The following is a 17,358-nucleotide window of genomic DNA, read 5'->3' on the forward strand; positions in this document are numbered from 1 at the left end:
CCCAAGGGGCTCAGGCCTTTGGCGGGGGTTCGGGGGCGGAGCCCCCGAGTGACCAGGGCTCTGCCCTGGACCCGCAAAAGGTCGCAGACCTTTTGAAACCAGGACTTTTCAAGAGGCGATGCGTGCGCTCTGAGGATCTTAGCGATGGAATCTGAGCCGACATCCGACTTGCCCCTCGCCGGGATCCGCGTCCTCGACCTGTCCCGGGTCCTGGCCGGGCCGTGGTGCGCGCAGGTGTTGGGCGATCTCGGCGCCGACGTGATCAAGGTCGAGCATCCGGAGCGCGGCGACGACACGCGCGATTGGGGCGTGGCGACCAGCCCCGGCAACACCTCGTATTTCGACAGCGTCAACCGCAACAAGCGCTCGATCGGGGTCGACCTCGCCACGCCGGAGGGGCTGGCGATCGTCAAGGCGCTGGCCCGCGAGAGCGACGTGCTGGTCCAGAACTTCAAGACCGGCGGCGCCGACAAGCTCGGGCTCGGCTACGCGGCCCTCTCGGCCGAGAACCCGCGGCTGATCTACTGCTCGATTGCCGGCTACAGTTCGGATGGCTCGGAGGCCGGGCGGCCCGGCTACGACCTCGTGGTGCAGGGCGAATCCGGCGTGATGGCGCTCAACGGCGAGGCCGGCGGCCCGCCCCTGAAGTTCGGGGTCGCGGCGGTGGACCTGTTCACCGGGCAATACGCCGCCCAGGCGGTGCTGGCGGCCCTGTTCCAGCGGGAGCGCACCGGGCGCGGCAAGACCATCGACCTCGCCCTGTTCGATTGCGGCGTGGCGCTGACCTCCTATTACGGGCTGGAGGCGCTTGCCCGAGGGATCGACCCGCCGCGCTACGGCAACGCCCATCCGTCGATCGTGCCGTACGGGGTATTCGAGGCCAGCGACGGGCCTGTGGTGATCACGGTGGGCAACAACGCCCAGTACCGCCGCTTCTGCGAGCAGGTGCTTGAGCGGCCGGACCTCTGCGCCGACCCGCGCTTTTCTACCAATCTCGACCGCTCGAAGAACCGGGCCGCCTTCATCCCGATCCTGGATGCCGAACTGGCCAAGTGGGAGCGGGCGCCCCTGATCGCGCGCCTGCGGGCGGCGGGCATCCCCTGCGGGGAGGTGATGGGCCTGCGCGAGGCGCTGACCTGCGACCGCGCGCGGGAGGCCGGCCTCGTGGTCGAGGCGCCCGGCAACGCCCATGTCATCGCCCCGCCCTACCGCCTCGACGGACGCCGCCTGCCGGTCCGCCGCATGCCGCCGGGCCTCGGCGATTCGAGCCGGGAGATCCTGGCCGAGCGGCTGGATGTTTCGGCGGAGGCGCTGGACGCGCTCGCGGCGAGCGGGGTGGTCCGGTAAGGGCTGCTCAGCCCTCGGCCGGCGCCAGCCGGGCGCGGGCATCGTCCAGCACCCGGGTCAGGGCGTCGTCCCAGGCGACCCGGGGTTGCCAGCCGGTGGCTTCGTGCAAGCGGCTGGCATCGCCCGCCGCCAGCGGGATCTCGTTCGGGCGCACCCGCTCGGGGGCGATGCGGATCTCGAACGGCACCCGGGCGCGGGCGCGCAGCCCGTCGAGGACGCTGGCGATCGTGCGGGGCACGCCGGAGCTGATGTTGAACACGCTCCCGTCCGCCAAGGATTCCGACCGGCCGATCAGGTCGACGTAAGCGCCCGCCACGTCGGCGACATCGAGGAAATCGCGGTACGAGGAGAGATTGCCGACCTCGAGGACGGGCGGCGCGCGGCCGGCCTCGATCCGGGCGATCTGCCCGGCGAAGGAGGCCACGACGAAGCGCTCGTCCTGGCCCGGGCCGATATGGTTGAACGGCCGCAGCACCACGAGCTTCACCCCGATCCGGGGCAGCAGGTCGTGCAGCACCTGCTCGCCGACCCATTTCGACCGGGCGTAGGTGTTGCGCGGCAGGGGCTCGGCCTCCTCGGTCAGCGCGTGCCCGGCCAGGAAGGCGCTGCCGTAGACTTCGCCTGAGCTGACGAAGAACAAGGTGCAGCCCGGCACCGCCGCGACCGCCGCCACGAGGTTCATCAGGCCGTTGACGTTCACCCGCCAGGTCTGGCCCGGCCCGGTGGCGGACTGGCCCACTGAGGCCAGGCCGGCGAGGTGGAGGATCTCGGTCGGCCGGAAGCGCGCCACGAAGGCGGTCAGCGCGGCTTCGTCGAGGAGATCGATCGATTCGTAGGTCACCCCCTCGGGCAGGCCCCGGGGCGCTCCGCGGCCGATCCCGGCCACGCGGGCGCCTGTCGCCGCCAGCAGCGGCAGGACATGGCCGCCGACGAAGCCCGCCGCGCCGGTGACGAGGATGCGCCTCACGCCGAGCCTGCCGATCCGTTCCACGGGGTCGTCATCATCGTGCAGTCCCGGACGAGGTCAGGCGTTGTCTCCTTCTCGGAGAACGCAGGCATATAAAGCCGCACACCGGCAAGGAAACGGGTTTCCAAAGGGCCCACGGCCCTTTGGCGGGGTATCGGGGCGGAGCCCCGATGGCATCGAGCTTCGCTTGACCCAGGGCTCCGCCCTGGACCCGCAAAAGGTCGAAGACCTTTTGAAACCCTGACTCTTCAGCTCATCGTCCGGGTGCCCCAGCGGGTACCCATGCGGCTCTGGGCGCTGCCGGGGGAGCTGCCGGCATCGGCGCCGATCGCCGGCCCGGACGCGGTCTGCGGCCTGTGCTGGGAGCCCGCCGCCATGGGCGTCGGTGCGATCGAATCCGGCACCTCGGCCAGGTATTCCTCGTCCCGGTCGGTGGCGAACTGGCCGGCCTTGCGGAACGGCCAGAGATAGCCCGGCACCACCGCCTCGGCGGCGGTCGGGGTGATCCCGAGCGCCTCGATGGTCCGGCCCTCGGCCTTGGCGGCCTCGGACACGACATTGTCGTTCTGGAGCAGGATCACTTGGTCGCGGGTCAGCTTCAGGCTGTCCGGCAGCAGGCCGAAGGTGAGCGTGTCGGCGACCTCCAGGAGCCGGGCCTGGATCTTGGCCACGGGCAGCGGCAGGTCGATCACGGCGCGCTTGCGCTGGATCGTCTTCAGCATGTAGCGCACGAGGTGCTCCAGCGTCGCCACCTCGGGGCCGCCGAGCTCGTAGACCTTGCCCCCCGGCACGACGCCGTCCACCGCCCGGGCGATCGCCTCGGCGACGTCGCCGACGAAGACCGGCTGGAAGCGCGACTGGCCGCCCGCGAGCGGCAGGACCGGCAGCGCCCGGGCGAGTCCGGCGAAGCGGTTGAAGAAGCTGTCGCCCGGCCCGAAGACCAGCGACGGCCGGAACACCACGGCATCCGGGCAGGCGGCGAAGACCCGGGCCTCACCCTCGGCCTTGGTGCGGGCGTAGAGCGACGGCGAGGCCGGGTCCGCCCCGATCGCCGAGACGTGGATCATCCGGGCGCCCTGCCGGGCGGCGGCGCGGGCGATCTCCGCGGCGCCGTCGACCTGAAGCCGCGCGAAGCTCTGCGACCCGGTCTCCTGGAGGATGCCGACGAGGTTGATCACCACGTCCGAGCGCTCGGCCGCGCGGGCCACCGATTCGGGGTAGCGGAGGTTGGCCTGGACGGCCACGATCTGGTTGACCTTGCCCAGCGGCTGCAGGAACAGCGCCAGGTCCGGCCGGCGCACCGCGACGCGGATCCGGTAGCCGCGCTTGGCGAGCGCCCGCACCACGTGGCGGCCCAGGAAACCGGAGCCACCGAAGATGGTCACGAGCTGGGATTGCGGGCGCAGCGGGCCCGAAGCGGCGGTGGTTGCGGGCATGCTGTCCTGAGGCGTGTTCTGTGGGCCGGTCATCGCCGTGGTCTCGGGCTCCTCGCGCGCCCCGGGGCGCCGTCGTGCGCGCCTACTTAGCCTAAGTTCGGCGCCTTGGGAGCCGCCCATGCGCGTCGGGGCGCGATTAGCGCTTCGCAGCGCCGGAAGCGACCGGGAACGGGGGCCGGTCCCGCGCATTTCCACGGACGAATTCGCCGGGCCGGGGTGCCGGCCGGGACGCGCCGGGGACCACGATGATTCTAGGGATGCTCGTCTCGGCGTTGATCGCCGTCTTCGGCCTGCTCGTCGCGCTGGGCCAGATCGGCCATCCGATCGATGCGCAGCTCGTCACCACCTACGGCTGGAGCATCCTGACGGTCGGTGTCGCGCTGTTCGTCCTGTTCGCCTATCGCCGGTTCGGCCAGACGCGGCGCGGACGCTCCATCTGACCTACGGGATCAGGCGACCCTGATCCGGCGGCGGACCTCGCGCGCCACCGTGGGGCGGCCGCCCGCGCGGCGGCCCACCGAGCGCGGCGCGCCGACCGTGATGCTCTGAAGCTCCCGGGCGATGAAGGCGGTGGGCATCTCGGCCTGGAGATCCGCCTCCATATCGCGCAAGGCCGTGTCGGAATGGGCCGGGTGCAGGTGGATGATCGCCAGCGCCTTGACCCCGGCGGTCTGCGCGAGCTCGACGCCCTTCTGCCAGGTGGAGTGCCCCCAGCCGCGGCAGGTCGGGTACTCGCCGTCGGTGAACATGCCGTCATAGACCATGAGGTCGGCGCCGGCGACGAACCGGGCCAGCTCGGGCTCCGGCCACGGATCGCTGTGCTCGATGTCGCTGATCAGGCACAGGCGCCGCCCGGCATGCTCGAACCGGTAGCCGACCGATCCCTGCGGGTGGTTCAGCAGGATCGTGTCGACCCGGGTGCCGTCCGGGAAGGTCAGGGTCTGGCCGGCCTCGAAGCCGTGGTGGTTGAAGGTGCAGCACAGCTTGTCGAGCGTAACCGGGAACAGCGGCGGCGCGAACAGGCGGTCGAGGGTCGGGCCGGCCGATTCGCCGCCGAGATTTCCGCAATAGGTGTTGATCACCCGGTCGGAATCGAGGACCGCCGGCTTGAAGAACGGCAGCCCCGCGGTGTGGTCGAGGTGCAGGTGGCTGAACAGCAGGTCGACTTCCCGCGGCAGATCGGTGCGGTGGCCCTGGCCGAGATTGTAGATGCCCGAGCCGGCATCGACCACGAACATCCGCTCGCCGCAGCGCACCTCGATGCAGGGCGTGCTGCCGCCGAATTCGGCGTATTGCGGGCCGCTGACCGGGGTCGAGCCGCGGACGCCCCAGAAGCGGAGGACGAGGCCCTCGTCGGCCGCACGGATAGTCGGCTCGGAACAATTGGACATGGCGATCACGAATCTGCGGACAGTCGGTCCCAATCCGTTACGATCGAAACCCCGTCGCCGTTCCGGGAAGGTAGCGCTGAATAGGGCCGGCCGACGGGACAGGAGTACCGCTCATCCCCTGCCTGACAATGAATTGGGGGGTCGCAGGCGGCCGTGATGTGCGGCCGCGCACACGAACCGGCCGCGCTTCGGGGCGGCGCCACCCCTAGAGACGCTCGGCCGAGGCGATCAGGCCGGCCCCCGCGCCGGCGGGAATCGGGTGTCCGGCGACGGCGCCGCGCGAATCGGCCAGGCCCGCCGCCAGCAGGGACGGCAGGGCGTCGCTGTAGCGCGCCGGGAGGCGGCCTGCCAGGGCCCCGAACGGGTCGGGCGCGCGCTCGTAGGACGGGACGAAGCCGGCCATCTGCCGCAGCGCCAGCCCCGAATCCGGCGCGGCCCAGGCGGCCCAGACGGATTCCGGCACCGGGCGCGGCGCCCGGTGGCCCGGCACGACCACAACCTCCTGGCCGGCATAGGCCAGCGCCTCCGGCCGGCTGATGTCGCCGACGGCGCCGCCCCGGGCCGTGTAGGCCGCCCAGAACGCGTGCTGGCCGCCGTCGGAATAGGTGGTGCGCACGGCGGGCTCGCCGGCTTCCGCGAGCGCCGCCATGCGCGCCTCCTCGACGGCGTGGTAGGTCGCGACGGCGGCCTCCCGGGCGGGATCCCGGGACGGCGCGAAGGCGTAGCGGCCGGCGACCACCGAGACTTGAAGCTCCTCCCGGCTCGCCTCGAACCGGTCGGAGCCGGCCTTCAGCTCGCGCCAGAACGCGATGTTCGGGTCGGCCCGGTGACGGGCCATGTTCTCGGCGCTCATCCGGAACGGGTAGGACTGGAACTGGAAGGCCGCCTGCCCGCCGTTCAGGGCCTCGCGCGCGATGGCGTAGATCTCGCCGACCGTGGCGTCGGTCATGGCGAAGCAGCCCATCGACGAGCAGATGCCGTGGACCATCACGGCCGAGCCGGTGCCGCCATGGGCGCGGTCGTAGGCGTTGGGATAGCCGACGTCGAAGGACAGGTAGTAATGCGAGTTCGGGTTCATCTGGCGCTTGGGCACCATGTAGAACCCCTCCGGGGTCTGCCGGTCGCCGCTCTTGCGCTTGGGCCCGAGCTGGCCGGACCAGCGGCAGATCGGAAAGGTCTTGATGTGGACGAACCCGGCCGGGCCCTTCTTCCAGACCTCGATCTCGGATTCCTTCTTGTAGGCCCGGAACAGCACCGGGGCGGCGGCCGTGGTGCCCTTCTGCGCCATCAGGGCGAGCGTCGCGGCCGGGATCGGCGCGTCGGCCTTCCCGGCCTGCGCCGCGACCGGGCCGCAGACGGTCAGGAGCACGAGGCCGGCGGCGAAGGATCTCGGGATCGGGAGAGGCATGAACCGTCCGCGCTGGATCGGCCGGGCGAAGGCGTGGCGTGCCGGTCGAGCACGGCGTCCCGACCTGACGGGCCATTGCGGCCGTCGTGAGGCCGGCGCGGTCGCCGGCCCGCCGCTCAGGCGAGGGCAGGCTCCGCTTCCTCGGCCGTCTCGCGGACCGGGGGCGCGGCCAGGGCGCTGTTCTCCACCGCGATCACCGCGTCGAACGGCTCGATCCCGTCGGACACGCCCGCTTCGGGCAGGCAGACGATGAAGCCGCGGCCGGCCCTCGCCTGCCGGAGCCGGGCGAGGCGCTCGCGCACGCCCTCGACCGTGCGGTCCTCGAGCGCCACCGCGACCACCAGGATATCGGGCTCGCGGGCGAGGCAGCGGGCCAGCTCGATCGCGACGCGCTCCCGGGCGTTGATGGCGCCGTCCGTCAGCGCGCCGGTGCTGGGCTGGATCTCGACCTTGCTGTCCAGGCCGAGGCTGTAGACGGAGGCTTCGAGCCCCTCGTCGGCGAGAACGCGCTGCACCAGCGCCCGCACCCGCGGCTCGGCATTGGCCTCGCCGAGGCTGATCCGGCCGAACAAGAGGTTCTCCTCCAGGCTCGCCGCCGGATTGACCCGGCTGGGATCGTGGAACTCGACGGCGCCTGCGAGATGCGGCGGCAGCATCCGGGCGAACGAGCGGCGCGCCTGCACGAGGCGCTGCTCGAAGGCGGCGTCGATCAGCCCGAAGCGGTGGCGGGATTCGCTGTAGCGCAGGGCGAGGCCGATCAGCCGCGTGCGATCGCGCTGGCCGGCGGGCCCGCGGCGCAGGCTCGCGGCATTCGGCAGGCGGACGACGAGGTCTTCGAAGTAGCCGCGCTCCGAGGCCTGGAACAGCGAGTAATTGTCGAAGAGCGAATGATCGTTGGGCAGGTCGGCGAAGATTTCCACCGTGCTGCGGGCGACCGCCAGGCCGATCTCGGTGAGGGGGCGCACCAGCTCCTCGGCCTCGAGCACCGCCCGCAGGTAGGGGTGGCGGGCGAACCGCAGGGGCGCGAAGGCGCCGCCAACCGGCTCGCCGAACAGGATGTTCTCGCCGATGCTGGCCTGGTGGTTGTAGCGGTCCGGGTCGAACGGCTCGACCAGGCGCTCGGCCCCCTTGGCGGCCAGGGCCGCCCGCATGGTCCGGCGGGCCGCGACGATCGCCGCCGCCAGACGGGGCTGGCTAGCCGGGTCCAGGCGGCCGGTGAGCCCGCGGGCGTAGACGAAACTGTCGAGCCCCGCGAGCCGGCAGATCCCGATCAGCGCGATGTCGTCGGGGGCGTTGGCCGGCTCGGTGCCGTAGAGCAGGTTCTGGCGGAGCGAGCCCTCCATCAGGATCGCCTCCCCGGCCGCGAAGGCGATGCGACGGGCGCGCTCGGCGGCGTCGAAGCCGCGCAGGTCGGAGCCCGCATAGGTGACGGCGCCCGCGGTCGGCTCGACCTGGCCGGCCAGCACCGCGGCCAGCACCCGGGCACCGCTGCCCCGGCTGCCGGTGATCGCCACGTGGCCCGGCATGGTGACGGCGACGTCGACGCCGGTCAGCCGCTCGCCCGTGGCCGGATCGAAGGCGCCGACCCCCTGGGTCGCCAGGATTCCGGAGCGGGGCAGCGGCGGCGGCGCGACCCCGGTCCGGGGCGCCCGCGCCTGCCGTCCCTGCAGCTGGGCGATGATGCGCGCGACGTCCCGGAAGCGCGGGCGGACCGATTTGCGCACCGTCCAGAGCCGGGCGCAGATCGCCGCGAGCCAGCCGGCGAGGCCGAACGCCCCGGTGGCGGCCAGGAGCGCTGCGGGATCGACCGGCGGTGCCGGCGGGGCGCCCGGCGTCGCGGAACGCCACAGGGCCGTGCCGACGGCGATCGCCGGCAGGATCACCGCCAGGGCCAGTGCCGGCGCCCGGGCATAGGCCAGCCGCGCCTCGGCCCGGGCCACGTTGGTGCGCATCGCCGCGACCCGGGCGGCGATGCGCGTCCGCTCGAGGGCGGCGGCCCCGTGGACGCGGACCGCCGGCAGCCGCCGCACCAGGTCGTTCAGGTTCGTCTCGGCGCGGGTGCTCGTGCGCAGCCGCAGGTCCTGCCGGTCCCGGGCGCGCTCCAGCACCAGCCCGTAGGCGAGCCCGATCGCCGCCAGCCCGATCGCCGCGGTCGGGATCAGCCGGGGCGCGGCCAGCCCCGCGAAGCCGAGCGCCAGGAGCAGGGCGGCGAGCGTCATCGCCGGCACGACGATCCCGGCGGCGAGCAGCCGGTCGCCCCGGCCCAGAACCTCGCCGACGAGGCGCGCCAGGCTGCGGGCCTCGTCCCGGGCTCCGGCCGGCGCGTCGAGGATCGCCCGCAGGACGTTCTCCCGGACCGCGTCCGCGGCCCGGTTCTGGGCCTTGAAGCACAGGCGCGCCACGACCCAGCCGATCCCCGCCAGGGCCAGGGCGCAGACGGCGATGCACAGGAAGGCGGCGAGCTCCAGGTCGACCGGGCGCATCGGGAAGCCGGGGGCCAGCACGATCTCGCGACCGGGCAGCGACAGGGCGAGCCGCAGGAACCGCAGCGTCGGCGCCTCGTCGTGCGGCAGCACCGCAACCAGATCCCGCAGGCACAGCAGGGCGAGCGCGCAGAGCGGGGCGCCGATTCCGACCGCGAGGGCGGCCGCGGAAGCGTGCAGGCGGCGGGCCGCGCGCCAGGTCAGGACGATGGGATCGGAATCCATAGGGCTCCGGGGCGAGTCCGGTTTGGGCGGCGGCGGGATCGGGCCGCCGGATCCTGGTCAGGCAGCGCATAGGCCCTCGCGCCGCCGGCGGGAAGTGGCGCGGAGCCGGCGCACGCGGCGGCCGGCATTCTGATCCATGTTCTAGCCCTCGTCTGGAAAAGCTCTAGGTTCGGCAGCGGGGCATCCGGGACGGTCGCGGTGCGGCCGCCCCGGGGCCCGGCCGCTTTGGTCGCATTGCGCGAGCGATCCGGTGCACCGCACACTTCAACCCGGGACCAATGGTGGGGCGACGCTTGCGGCGCGAGGCTGAGCAGATCGAACCCGACGACCGGACCTTCGCGCCTTCCGGGCGTGCTGGCCTGTCCGGCGGGCGCACCTGATGGCGCAGCTGTTCACGCCCGGCGCGGACGCGGTCTACCGGCTCGCCCTGATGACCGGCGTGGCCTGCCTGGTCGGCCTGCCGGTTCTGGCGGCCGGGATCGTGCGCTCGAACTACGTCACCGGGGTCGGCATCGCCCCGGCCCAGCCGGTGCCGTTCAGCCACAAGCACCATTCGGGCGAGCTCGGCATCGATTGCCGCTACTGCCACACCACCGTCGACAAGGTGGCCTCGGCCGGCATCCCGCCGACCCATACCTGCATGACCTGCCATTCGCAGATCTGGACCGGCTCGGACATGCTCAAGCCGGTGCGCGACAGCTACGCGCAGGACAAGCCCCTGGAATGGGTCCGGCTGAACAAGCTGCCGCAATACGTCTACTACAACCACTCGGTGCATGTGACGAAGGGGATCGGCTGCTCGACCTGCCACGGCGACGTCACGTCGATGCAGATGACCTACCGGGCCAACGCCTTCGAGATGCAGTTCTGCCTCGATTGCCATCAGGCGCCGGAGAAATACGTCCGCACGCCCGACCAGGTCTGGAACATGACCTGGAAGCCGCCGGCCGACCAGGCGACGCTCGGGCCGAAGCTGGTGGCCGAGTACCATATCCGCGGCGGTTCGCGGCTGACCGAGTGCGGGATCTGCCACCGATGACCAGCGGATCCGACATCGCGTCCCTGCGCGAGAAGCTCGCCGGCAGCGACGGCCCGCGCTTCTGGCGCAGCCTCGACGCCGTCGCCGACAGCCCGGAATTCCGCGACTACCTCGCGGCCGAGTTCCCCTCCGCGGCCCGGCTCGCGGCCTCCCCGGAGCGGCGCGGCTTCCTGAAGCTGATGGCCGCCTCCTTCGCGCTCGGCGGCCTCACCGCCTGCGGCGGCGGCGCGAGCCGGGATTACGAGGTGCCCTACGTCAACCAGCCCGAGCGGATCGTGCCGGGCACGGACCTGTCCTACGCCTCCTCGGCCGTGTTCGACGGGTTCGGCAACGGCATCCTGGTCACCACCCGCAACGGGCGGCCCCTGAAGATCGAGGGCAATCCCGAGCATCCCTGGAGCCTCGGCGGCACCGACGTGCTGGCGCAGGCCTCCGTGCTCGGCCTCTACGATCCGTTCCGCTCCCAGGCGGTGCAGCATCTCGGCAAGCCGAGCTCCTGGGCGGCGTTCCGGGCGGAGCTCCAGGCGCAGATGCCGGCCTGGCACGCGGCCGGGGGCGAGGGGATCGCGGTGCTGACCGGGCCGGTGACCTCGCCCACCGTGGCGGCGCAGATCGCCCGGATGCGGGCCGCCTATCCGGCCTCGCGCTGGTTCGTCGGCGGCGGGGCGGGCCGCGAGGCGATCTACGAGGGCGCGCGCCGCGCCTATGGCCGGCCGCTGGAGACGATTCCGGATTTCGGCCGGGCGCGCACCATCGTGGCCCTGGACGGCGACTTCCTCGATCTCGGGCCCGGCCAGGTCGGCCTGTCGGGGCGCTGGAGCGCGGGCCGCCGCGCGGCCTATGCCGAGGGCCGCCTCCTCAGCCTCCACGCCGCGGCGCCGACCCCGACGCTGACCAGCGCCAAGGCGGATCACGCGGTGGCCGTACCGGAGGGCCGCCTCGAAGCCCTGGCGCATGATCTTCTGGGCGTGGCCGGGGGCGGCCCGGCGCCCGGGGGCGACGATCCGGTCTCTCGCTGGGTCCGGGGTGCCGCCAAGGCGCTGATTGAGGCGCGGGGCGCCGGCATCGTCACCGCCGGGCTCACCACGAGCCCCGACCTGCACGCCCTGGTCCACCGCCTGAACGGCGCGCTGGGCAATACCGGCGCGACCCTGCGGCACGCGGCGCCTGTCGTCGAGCACGGCGCGGGCACGCTGGCGGAACTGGCGGAGGCGATGGAGCGCGGCGCCGTCAAGGTGCTGATCGTGCTCGGCGCCAACCCGGTCTACGACGCCCCGGCCGCCCTCGATTTCGCGGCCCGGATGGAGCGCGTGCCGCTCAAGATCCATGCCGGGCTCTATGCCGACGAGACCGGGGCCCATGCCGACTGGCACCTGCCCACCGCCCACCCGCTCGAATCCTGGGGCGACGTGCGATCCCTCGACGGCACGGTCGGGCTGATCCAGCCGACGGTGGCGCCGCTCTATAACGGCCGCACCCTCCAGGACATGCTGGCCTTCCTGACCGATGGGCGCGGGAGCGAGGGCGGCGCGGACGCGCTCGGCCTGGTCAAGGCGCGCTGGCGGAAGGAGGGCGAGGATGCGGCCGCCTTCGAGGCCCGCTTCGCCGACGCCCTGCGCCGAGGTTTCTTTCCGGACAGCGCCGGCGCCGCCGAGGATGTCGCCCTCACCCAGGAGGCGCCGCCCGCCCCTCCGGCGCCTGCTCCGGGCGGGATCGAGGTGGTGTTCCGCCCCGATCCCACGATCTGGGACGGCACCCATGCCGACCTCGCCTGGCTGCAGGAGCTGCCCAAACCCCTGACCAAGATCGTCTGGGAGAACGTCGTCGCCCTCAGCCCGCGTCTCGCCGAGCGCGAGAGCATCGCCATGGGCGATATCGTGCGGGTCGAGGCCGACGGGCGCGCCGTCGAGGGCGCCGCCTGGATCCTGCCCGGCCAGGCCGCCGAGACCGTGACCCTGAGCCTCGGCTACGGCCGCAACGTGCCGGACCACCTGTCGAACGGCCTCGGCTACGACGCCGCCACCCTGCGGCCCGTCGCGACGCCCTGGCGGCTCACCGGGGCGCGGCTGACCAAGACCGGCCGACGCCGGATGCCGGCGACCACCCAGAACCTCGGCACGATGGAGGGGCAGGACATCGTCCGGGTCCAGGCTCTCGGCGCCGCGCCGGTGGGCGACCCCAAGGACGCGGCGGCCCCGGCCTCGTTCTACCCGCCGCCGGAGAGCCAGCTCACCGGCGAGGCGGCGCAATGGGGCATGGCGATCGACCTCGATGCCTGCATCGGCTGCAACGCCTGCGTCACCGCCTGCCAGGCCGAGAACAACATCCCGGTGGTCGGGCGCGAGGAGGTCGCGCTCGGGCGCTGGATGGGCTGGCTGCGGGTCGACCGCTACTACGCGGGCGACCTCGACGCGCCGGCGACGCATTTCCAGCCGGTGCCGTGCATGCATTGCGAGCAGGCGCCCTGCGAGGTCGGCTGCCCCGTGGAGGCGACCCTGCACGACAGCGAGGGCCTGAACCTGCAGGTCTACAACCGCTGCGTCGGCACCCGGACCTGCCAGAGCTACTGCCCCTACAAGGTCCGCCGCTTCAACTACCTGGACTACACGGGCGGCATGACCCCGGTGCAGCAGCAGCAGCGCAATCCCGAGGTCACGGTCCGCGCCCGCGGCGTGATGGAGAAGTGCACCTACTGCATCCAGCGCATCGCGGCGGCCCGGATCACCTCCGCCAAGGATGCGCATGCCCCGATCCCGGACGGCGCCGTCGAGACCGCCTGCCAGGGCGCCTGCCCGACCCGGGCGATCACCTTCGGCAACGTCGCCGACCCGGGAAGCCGGGTCTCGGCCGCCCGCAAGGATCCGCGGGAATACGCGCTGCTCGGCCACCTGAACACGCGCCCGCGCACCACCTACCTTGCCGGGCTCGCGCCCGCGGCCGATCCCACCGGACGGGAGGGCTGAGCATGTCCGGCGCCCTCTTCGGCGGCCAGCCGGCCGGCCCCCTGATCGGCCCGGAAGAAACCCTCCAGGGCATCGGCGGCGCGGTGGCGGCGATCCCGCTGACGCATCCGCGCAACCGCCGCTGGTGGATCGCCTTCGCGGGGGCGGTGGCCTTGCTCGGCGTGTTCGGCTTCACCCTCGGCTACCTGCTCTATGCAGGGCCGGGGGTCTGGGCCAACAACAACGCCGTCGTCTGGGCGCTCGACATCGCGAGCTACGATTGGTGGATCGGCGTCGCCTCGGGCAGCCTGCTGGTCTCGGCCGTGCTGCTCCTGCTCGGGGCGGAGTGGCGCGGGGCCGTGAACCGCATCGCCGAGACCCTGGCGCTGCTCGCCACCGCGTCGGCCGGGCTCTACCCGATCATCCATCTCGGGCGGCCGTGGTTCTTCTTCTGGAACCTGCCCTACCCCAACACCTACAATCTCTGGCCGCAATTCCGCTCGCCGCTGCTCTGGGACGCGATCGACATCGTCGCCTTCCTGGTGATCTGCGTGAGCCTCTGGTTCATCGGGATGCTGCCGGACCTCGCGACCCTGCGCGACCGCGCCTTCGTGGAGGCGATGCGCCAGAGCGACGCCAAGGCCCGCACCCGCAAGCTCGCTTTGCTGCGCGCGCAGGTCTACGGCATCGTCGCCTCCGGCTGGCGCGGCTCGGCCGCCCATTGGCAGATCTGGGTCCAGGCCTACCGGACCGTGGCCCTGCTCGGCGTGCTGCTGGTCGTCTCGGTCCAGACCGGCGCCTCGGTGATGCTCGCCGGATCGCTGATGCCGGGCTGGCACAGCACGCTCCTGCCGGTGAGCTTCCTGGTGAACGCGGTCTATTCCGGCGTCGGCGTCACCGCGGCGATCGTGGTGCTGATCCGCATCGTCTACGGCCTCGACGCCCTGGTGAGCGTGCGCCATCTCGACGTGCTCGGCCGCCTGCTGCTCTGCCTCGGCTGCGCCAGCGCCTATTGCTACGCCGCCGAGTATTTCGACACGTTCCTCAACGGCGATCCGGAGGCGCGGGGCGTTCTGGTGCGGCGCATGACCGGCGACCACGCCCTGGTTTCGTGGACGGCGATCCTCGGCCTGGTCCTGCCGGCGCAGGTGCTGTGGTCGGCCCGCGCCCGCACGGCGCCGCTGGTGCTCGCCGCGGTCGGGCTCCTCGTGGCGGCCGGCGCCTATGCCGACCACGTCATGGTCCTGGTCGTCACCCTGACCCAGGACTTCCTGCCCTCCTCGCGGCTGCCCTACGGGCCGGATCCCTGGGGCATCGCCACCTTCGCGGGCTCGCTCGGCCTGTTCCTGACCCTGCTGCTGCTGTTCCTGCGCTACCTGCCGGCGGTCTCGATCATCGAGAGCCGGCGCCTGGCCCTCGCCCGGGCCCCGGGCACCGAGGCCGCCGCCCGGGAGGCCGCGTCCCGGGCCACCCTCCGCCCGGAGGAGAATCCCGGGCCGGCGCCGCTCTGGGGCGTGTCCGCCACCTTCGCCAGCCAGTCCGACCTCGCCGCCGCCCTGCAGGCGGTGTCGTCGATCAGCCCGCCAGACCAGGTCCATCTCGACGGGCACGGGCCGGTGCCGATGCCCCGGACCTTGCGGGCGCTCGGCCTGGAGGGCCGCTCGATCCTGCCCTACGCGCTCGCCGGCGCGCTGCTCGGCGGCGCGGGCTTCTACGCCATGTGCGTCTACGCCACGGCCTACGATTACGTGTTCCTGATCGGCGGGCGCCCGCGCCTGTCCTGGCCGTCCTTCGTGGTGCCGAGCATCTCCTTCGCGATGATGACCGGCTGCATCGCGATCCACCTCGCGCTCCTGGTGCTCAACCGCCTGCCGCGGCTGAACCACCCGGCCTTCAACATCCCGGGCTTCCTGCGCGCCTCGGACGACCGGTTCTTCCTCTCCGCGGAGGCGCGGGGCGACCGGTTCGACGCGGCCCGGTTCGAGCGCCGGCTCACCAGCCTGCCGGTCGAGGCCGGGCGTCCCCTCGAGATCCGCAGGATCCCGCGATGAGGCGCGCCGTCGGCCTCATCCTCGTCGCGGCGCTGCCGGCCCTCTCGGCCTGCGGCGAGGCCAACATGGACGACCAGGCCCGGGCCAAGACCTGGGACCGGAACCCGTTCTTCCCCCGCCAGCTCACCATGCGCCAGCCGGTCTCCGGGACCGTGCCGCGGACCGACCCGGCGCGGGAGGCGCCGCAGCCGCAGACGATCAGCCAGGACCTGGTCGAGCGCGGCCGGCAGCGCTACGCGGTGTTCTGCACTCCCTGCCACGGCCAGGACGGGCGCGGCCAGGGCATCGTCGTGGCCCGCGGCTTCCCGCATGCCGGCGACCTCACGGCCGAGCCCCTGCGCAAGGCCCCGGCCGCCGAGATCTACGACGCCATCGGCAACGGCAGGCGCGCCATGTTCGGCATGGCGCAGATGATCCCCTCCGCCGACCGCTGGGCGATCGTCGCCTATGTGCGGGCGCTCCAGCTCAGCCAGGACGCCCCCGTGGCGAGCCTGCCGCCGGACGACCGGGCCCGGCTGGAGGCGACCCAGTGAGCCGCCCCCTCCTCCTCGGCCTGATTGGGCTCGGCCTGCTGGCCGGCTGCTTCCTCGCGGGCGGCTGGCGCGGCGCGGCCTGCGGGTATCTCTCCGCCTGGCTCGTCCTCCTGGCGCTGCCGGTGGGGGCGCTGCCGGTGACGATCGTGGCCGAGCGCTTCGGCAAGCGGGTGCGCGAGCGCGGCGGCGTCGAGATGCTGGCGGCCCTGCGCCGGCTGATGGCTTTGATGCCGGTGGCCGCGCTGCTCGGGTTGCCGCTCCTCGCCGCCGTGCCGCTGCTCTATCCCTGGGTCGGGGCGGCGCCGCGCACGCCGCTCGCGGCACTCTGGTTCACCACGCCGTTCTTCGCGGCCCGGGTGATCGCGTATCTCGCGGCTTGGACCTGGCTGGCCTTCCGCTTCGCGCGGCCCTTCGACGAGCCGGGCGAGGGCCGCACCGTGCCGGCGGTGGGGCTCCACGCGGTGGTCGGCACCCTGTTCACCACCGACGTGATCGCCTCCCTCGACCCGCGGCTCGATTCCACCCTGCTCGGCCTGCTTGTGATGACCGCCTGGAGCGGGCTGGCCTTCGCGGCCGCGATCCTGCTCGCCTGGGAGGAGCCGGAGCCGGTGGGCCGCGGGCGCACCCCGCCCGGGCGGGGCCGGCTGGTCCCCCTGGTGGTGCTGCTCGGCCTCTGGGCGTTCCTGCATTTCGTGCAGTTCCTGATCGTCTGGTCGACCAACCTGCCGCCGGAGGTGTCCTGGTACTTCGCCCGCGGCGGCGGGCTCGGGCGCGGCCTGTCGATCGCGGCCGGGATCGTCGTCGTGCTGGCCGGGCTCGCGACCCTCCGTCCGGGCCGCCCGACCACCCGGATCCTGGCCGGCGCGGCGCTCGCCGTGCACGCGCTTGAGATGTTCTGGCTGGTCACGCCGGCCCTGCGCGACCGGTTCGTGATCCGCCCGGCCGACGCGCTCGCCGCCCTGGCGGTGGCGTGTCTGGCCGCCGCGCTGTATCCCCTGCTGGGCGGGCGCGCGGCCCCGAAAGCCCGGCGCGCCGGGAGGGCTGCATGAGCGCCGGCGGCACCCCTGGTCCCGGCCTGATCCCGGCGATCCTGGCCGGGCTGACCCTGCGCGGCAGCGGCCTGCTGAACGGCCGGCCGCCCCGCGGCACGCCGGCCAACGCCCCGCGCGATCCGGACGGTCCCGGCTACGAGACGCGCGACGTCAGCGTCCGCAACACCGCGCTCGTGATGGCGGGCCTCGCGCTCGCGGTCCTCACGGTGATCGGCACCATGGTCTGGCTGATGGGCGCCTTCAGCGCCAGCCAGCGCCGGAGCCTGCCGCCCCTCACCCGCCAGCAGACCGCGCCCCTGACGCCGCCGCCGCCGAACCTCCAGGCGGACCCCTATGTCGATCTCGATCGCCAGCGGGCCGGAGCGGCGGCGCAGGTCTCCGGCTACGGCTACAGCGATCCGGCCCGCACCCGGGCCCGCATCCCGGTCGACCGGGCCATGGAGCTGATCGTCGGCCGCTCCCTTGACGCGCCGGAACGGTAGAC

At 73.1% G+C, this 17,358-nt stretch carries 13 protein-coding genes; 8 read left to right on the forward strand and 5 right to left on the reverse strand.

What is annotated here, in order from left to right; translation table 11 throughout:
* Positions 1-144: 144 nt before the first annotated feature.
* Positions 145-1,347 (forward strand): CaiB/BaiF CoA-transferase family protein, encoded by a 1,203-nt coding sequence (locus WYO_RS12365; RefSeq protein WP_007562790.1) that lies wholly within the window; start codon positions 145-147, stop codon positions 1,345-1,347.
* Between the two features lie 7 nt (positions 1,348-1,354).
* Here WYO_RS12365 and WYO_RS12370 read toward each other — a convergent pair whose 3' ends face one another.
* Together WYO_RS12370 and WYO_RS12375 are read right to left on the reverse strand one after the other, a co-directional pair.
* The gene (locus tag WYO_RS12370) at positions 1,355-2,314 is read right to left on the reverse strand and encodes a GDP-mannose 4,6-dehydratase (RefSeq protein ID WP_007562792.1); all 960 of its coding nucleotides are present in this window, start codon (positions 2,312-2,314) and stop codon (positions 1,355-1,357) included.
* 248 nt (positions 2,315-2,562) lie between these two features.
* Complete coding sequence (locus tag WYO_RS12375; RefSeq protein ID WP_039902840.1) at positions 2,563-3,750, reverse strand: complex I NDUFA9 subunit family protein; 1,188 nt, start codon at positions 3,748-3,750, stop codon at positions 2,563-2,565.
* A gap of 257 nt (positions 3,751-4,007) precedes the next feature.
* On the opposite strand from WYO_RS12375, the gene WYO_RS12380 reads away from it, so the two are divergent.
* On the forward strand, positions 4,008-4,190 hold the full coding sequence (locus WYO_RS12380) for a hypothetical protein (RefSeq protein WP_230365285.1): 183 nt from the start codon (positions 4,008-4,010) through the stop codon (positions 4,188-4,190).
* Between the two features lie 9 nt (positions 4,191-4,199).
* On the opposite strand, the gene WYO_RS12385 is transcribed toward WYO_RS12380, so the two are convergent.
* From WYO_RS12385 to WYO_RS12395, 3 genes are all read right to left on the reverse strand, one after another.
* The gene (locus tag WYO_RS12385) at positions 4,200-5,141 is read right to left on the reverse strand and encodes an MBL fold metallo-hydrolase (protein WP_007562798.1); all 942 of its coding nucleotides are present in this window, start codon (positions 5,139-5,141) and stop codon (positions 4,200-4,202) included.
* Positions 5,142-5,346: 205 nt separating this feature from the next.
* On the reverse strand, positions 5,347-6,549 hold the full coding sequence (locus WYO_RS12390) for a murein L,D-transpeptidase family protein (RefSeq protein WP_007562800.1): 1,203 nt from the start codon (positions 6,547-6,549) through the stop codon (positions 5,347-5,349).
* Positions 6,550-6,665: 116 nt separating this feature from the next.
* Positions 6,666-9,257 carry an ABC transporter ATP-binding protein gene (locus WYO_RS12395; RefSeq protein WP_007562802.1) on the reverse strand — a complete coding sequence of 864 codons (2,592 nt, stop codon included), beginning with the start codon at positions 9,255-9,257 and terminating at the stop codon, positions 6,666-6,668.
* A 379-nt stretch (positions 9,258-9,636) separates the two neighbouring features.
* On the opposite strand from WYO_RS12395, the gene WYO_RS12400 reads away from it, so the two are divergent.
* The 6 genes from WYO_RS12400 to WYO_RS12425 are packed head-to-tail and all read left to right on the forward strand — an operon-like array spanning position 9,637 to position 17,356.
* Positions 9,637-10,296 (forward strand): cytochrome c3 family protein, encoded by a 660-nt coding sequence (locus tag WYO_RS12400; RefSeq protein ID WP_007562804.1) that lies wholly within the window; start codon positions 9,637-9,639, stop codon positions 10,294-10,296.
* On the forward strand, positions 10,293-13,259 hold the full coding sequence (locus WYO_RS12405; protein WP_007562806.1) for a TAT-variant-translocated molybdopterin oxidoreductase: 2,967 nt from the start codon (positions 10,293-10,295) through the stop codon (positions 13,257-13,259). The genes WYO_RS12400 and WYO_RS12405 overlap by 4 nt, the downstream gene beginning before the upstream one ends.
* A gap of 2 nt (positions 13,260-13,261) precedes the next feature.
* A complete protein-coding gene (locus WYO_RS12410; protein WP_007562808.1) occupies positions 13,262-15,289 on the forward strand; it encodes a quinol:electron acceptor oxidoreductase subunit ActD in 2,028 nt (675 codons plus the stop codon).
* A complete protein-coding gene (locus WYO_RS12415) occupies positions 15,286-15,822 on the forward strand; it encodes a cytochrome c (protein ID WP_007562810.1) in 537 nt (178 codons plus the stop codon). The genes WYO_RS12410 and WYO_RS12415 overlap by 4 nt, the downstream gene beginning before the upstream one ends.
* Positions 15,819-16,871 (forward strand): hypothetical protein, encoded by a 1,053-nt coding sequence (locus WYO_RS12420; RefSeq protein ID WP_007562812.1) that lies wholly within the window; start codon positions 15,819-15,821, stop codon positions 16,869-16,871. The genes WYO_RS12415 and WYO_RS12420 overlap by 4 nt, the downstream gene beginning before the upstream one ends.
* On the forward strand, positions 16,868-17,356 hold the full coding sequence (locus WYO_RS12425) for a hypothetical protein (RefSeq protein WP_007562813.1): 489 nt from the start codon (positions 16,868-16,870) through the stop codon (positions 17,354-17,356). Before WYO_RS12420 ends, WYO_RS12425 begins: the two co-directional genes overlap by 4 nt.
* Positions 17,357-17,358 lie beyond the last annotated feature (2 nt).

The sequence above is a fragment of the Methylobacterium sp. GXF4 genome (assembly GCF_000272495.1).
Taxonomy (GTDB): Bacteria; Pseudomonadota; Alphaproteobacteria; order Rhizobiales; family Beijerinckiaceae; genus Methylobacterium; species Methylobacterium brachiatum.

What these genes read in the sequence shown, in the direction of transcription:
- WYO_RS12425 (WP_007562813.1), top strand. Translation starts at nt 16,868, where the DNA reads ATGAGCGCCGGCGGCACCCCTGGTCCCGGCCTGATCCCGGCGATCCTG.
- WYO_RS12390 (WP_007562800.1), bottom strand. Translation starts at nt 6,549, where the DNA reads ATGCCTCTCCCGATCCCGAGATCCTTCGCCGCCGGCCTCGTGCTCCTG.
- WYO_RS12375 (WP_039902840.1), bottom strand. Translation starts at nt 3,750, where the DNA reads ATGCCCGCAACCACCGCCGCTTCGGGCCCGCTGCGCCCGCAATCCCAG.
- WYO_RS12410 (WP_007562808.1), top strand. Translation starts at nt 13,262, where the DNA reads ATGTCCGGCGCCCTCTTCGGCGGCCAGCCGGCCGGCCCCCTGATCGGC.
- WYO_RS12415 (WP_007562810.1), top strand. Translation starts at nt 15,286, where the DNA reads ATGAGGCGCGCCGTCGGCCTCATCCTCGTCGCGGCGCTGCCGGCCCTC.
- WYO_RS12405 (WP_007562806.1), top strand. Translation starts at nt 10,293, where the DNA reads ATGACCAGCGGATCCGACATCGCGTCCCTGCGCGAGAAGCTCGCCGGC.
- WYO_RS12395 (WP_007562802.1), bottom strand. Translation starts at nt 9,257, where the DNA reads ATGGATTCCGATCCCATCGTCCTGACCTGGCGCGCGGCCCGCCGCCTG.
- WYO_RS12400 (WP_007562804.1), top strand. Translation starts at nt 9,637, where the DNA reads ATGGCGCAGCTGTTCACGCCCGGCGCGGACGCGGTCTACCGGCTCGCC.
- WYO_RS12380 (WP_230365285.1), top strand. Translation starts at nt 4,008, where the DNA reads ATGCTCGTCTCGGCGTTGATCGCCGTCTTCGGCCTGCTCGTCGCGCTG.
- WYO_RS12385 (WP_007562798.1), bottom strand. Translation starts at nt 5,141, where the DNA reads ATGTCCAATTGTTCCGAGCCGACTATCCGTGCGGCCGACGAGGGCCTC.
- WYO_RS12365 (WP_007562790.1), top strand. Translation starts at nt 145, where the DNA reads ATGGAATCTGAGCCGACATCCGACTTGCCCCTCGCCGGGATCCGCGTC.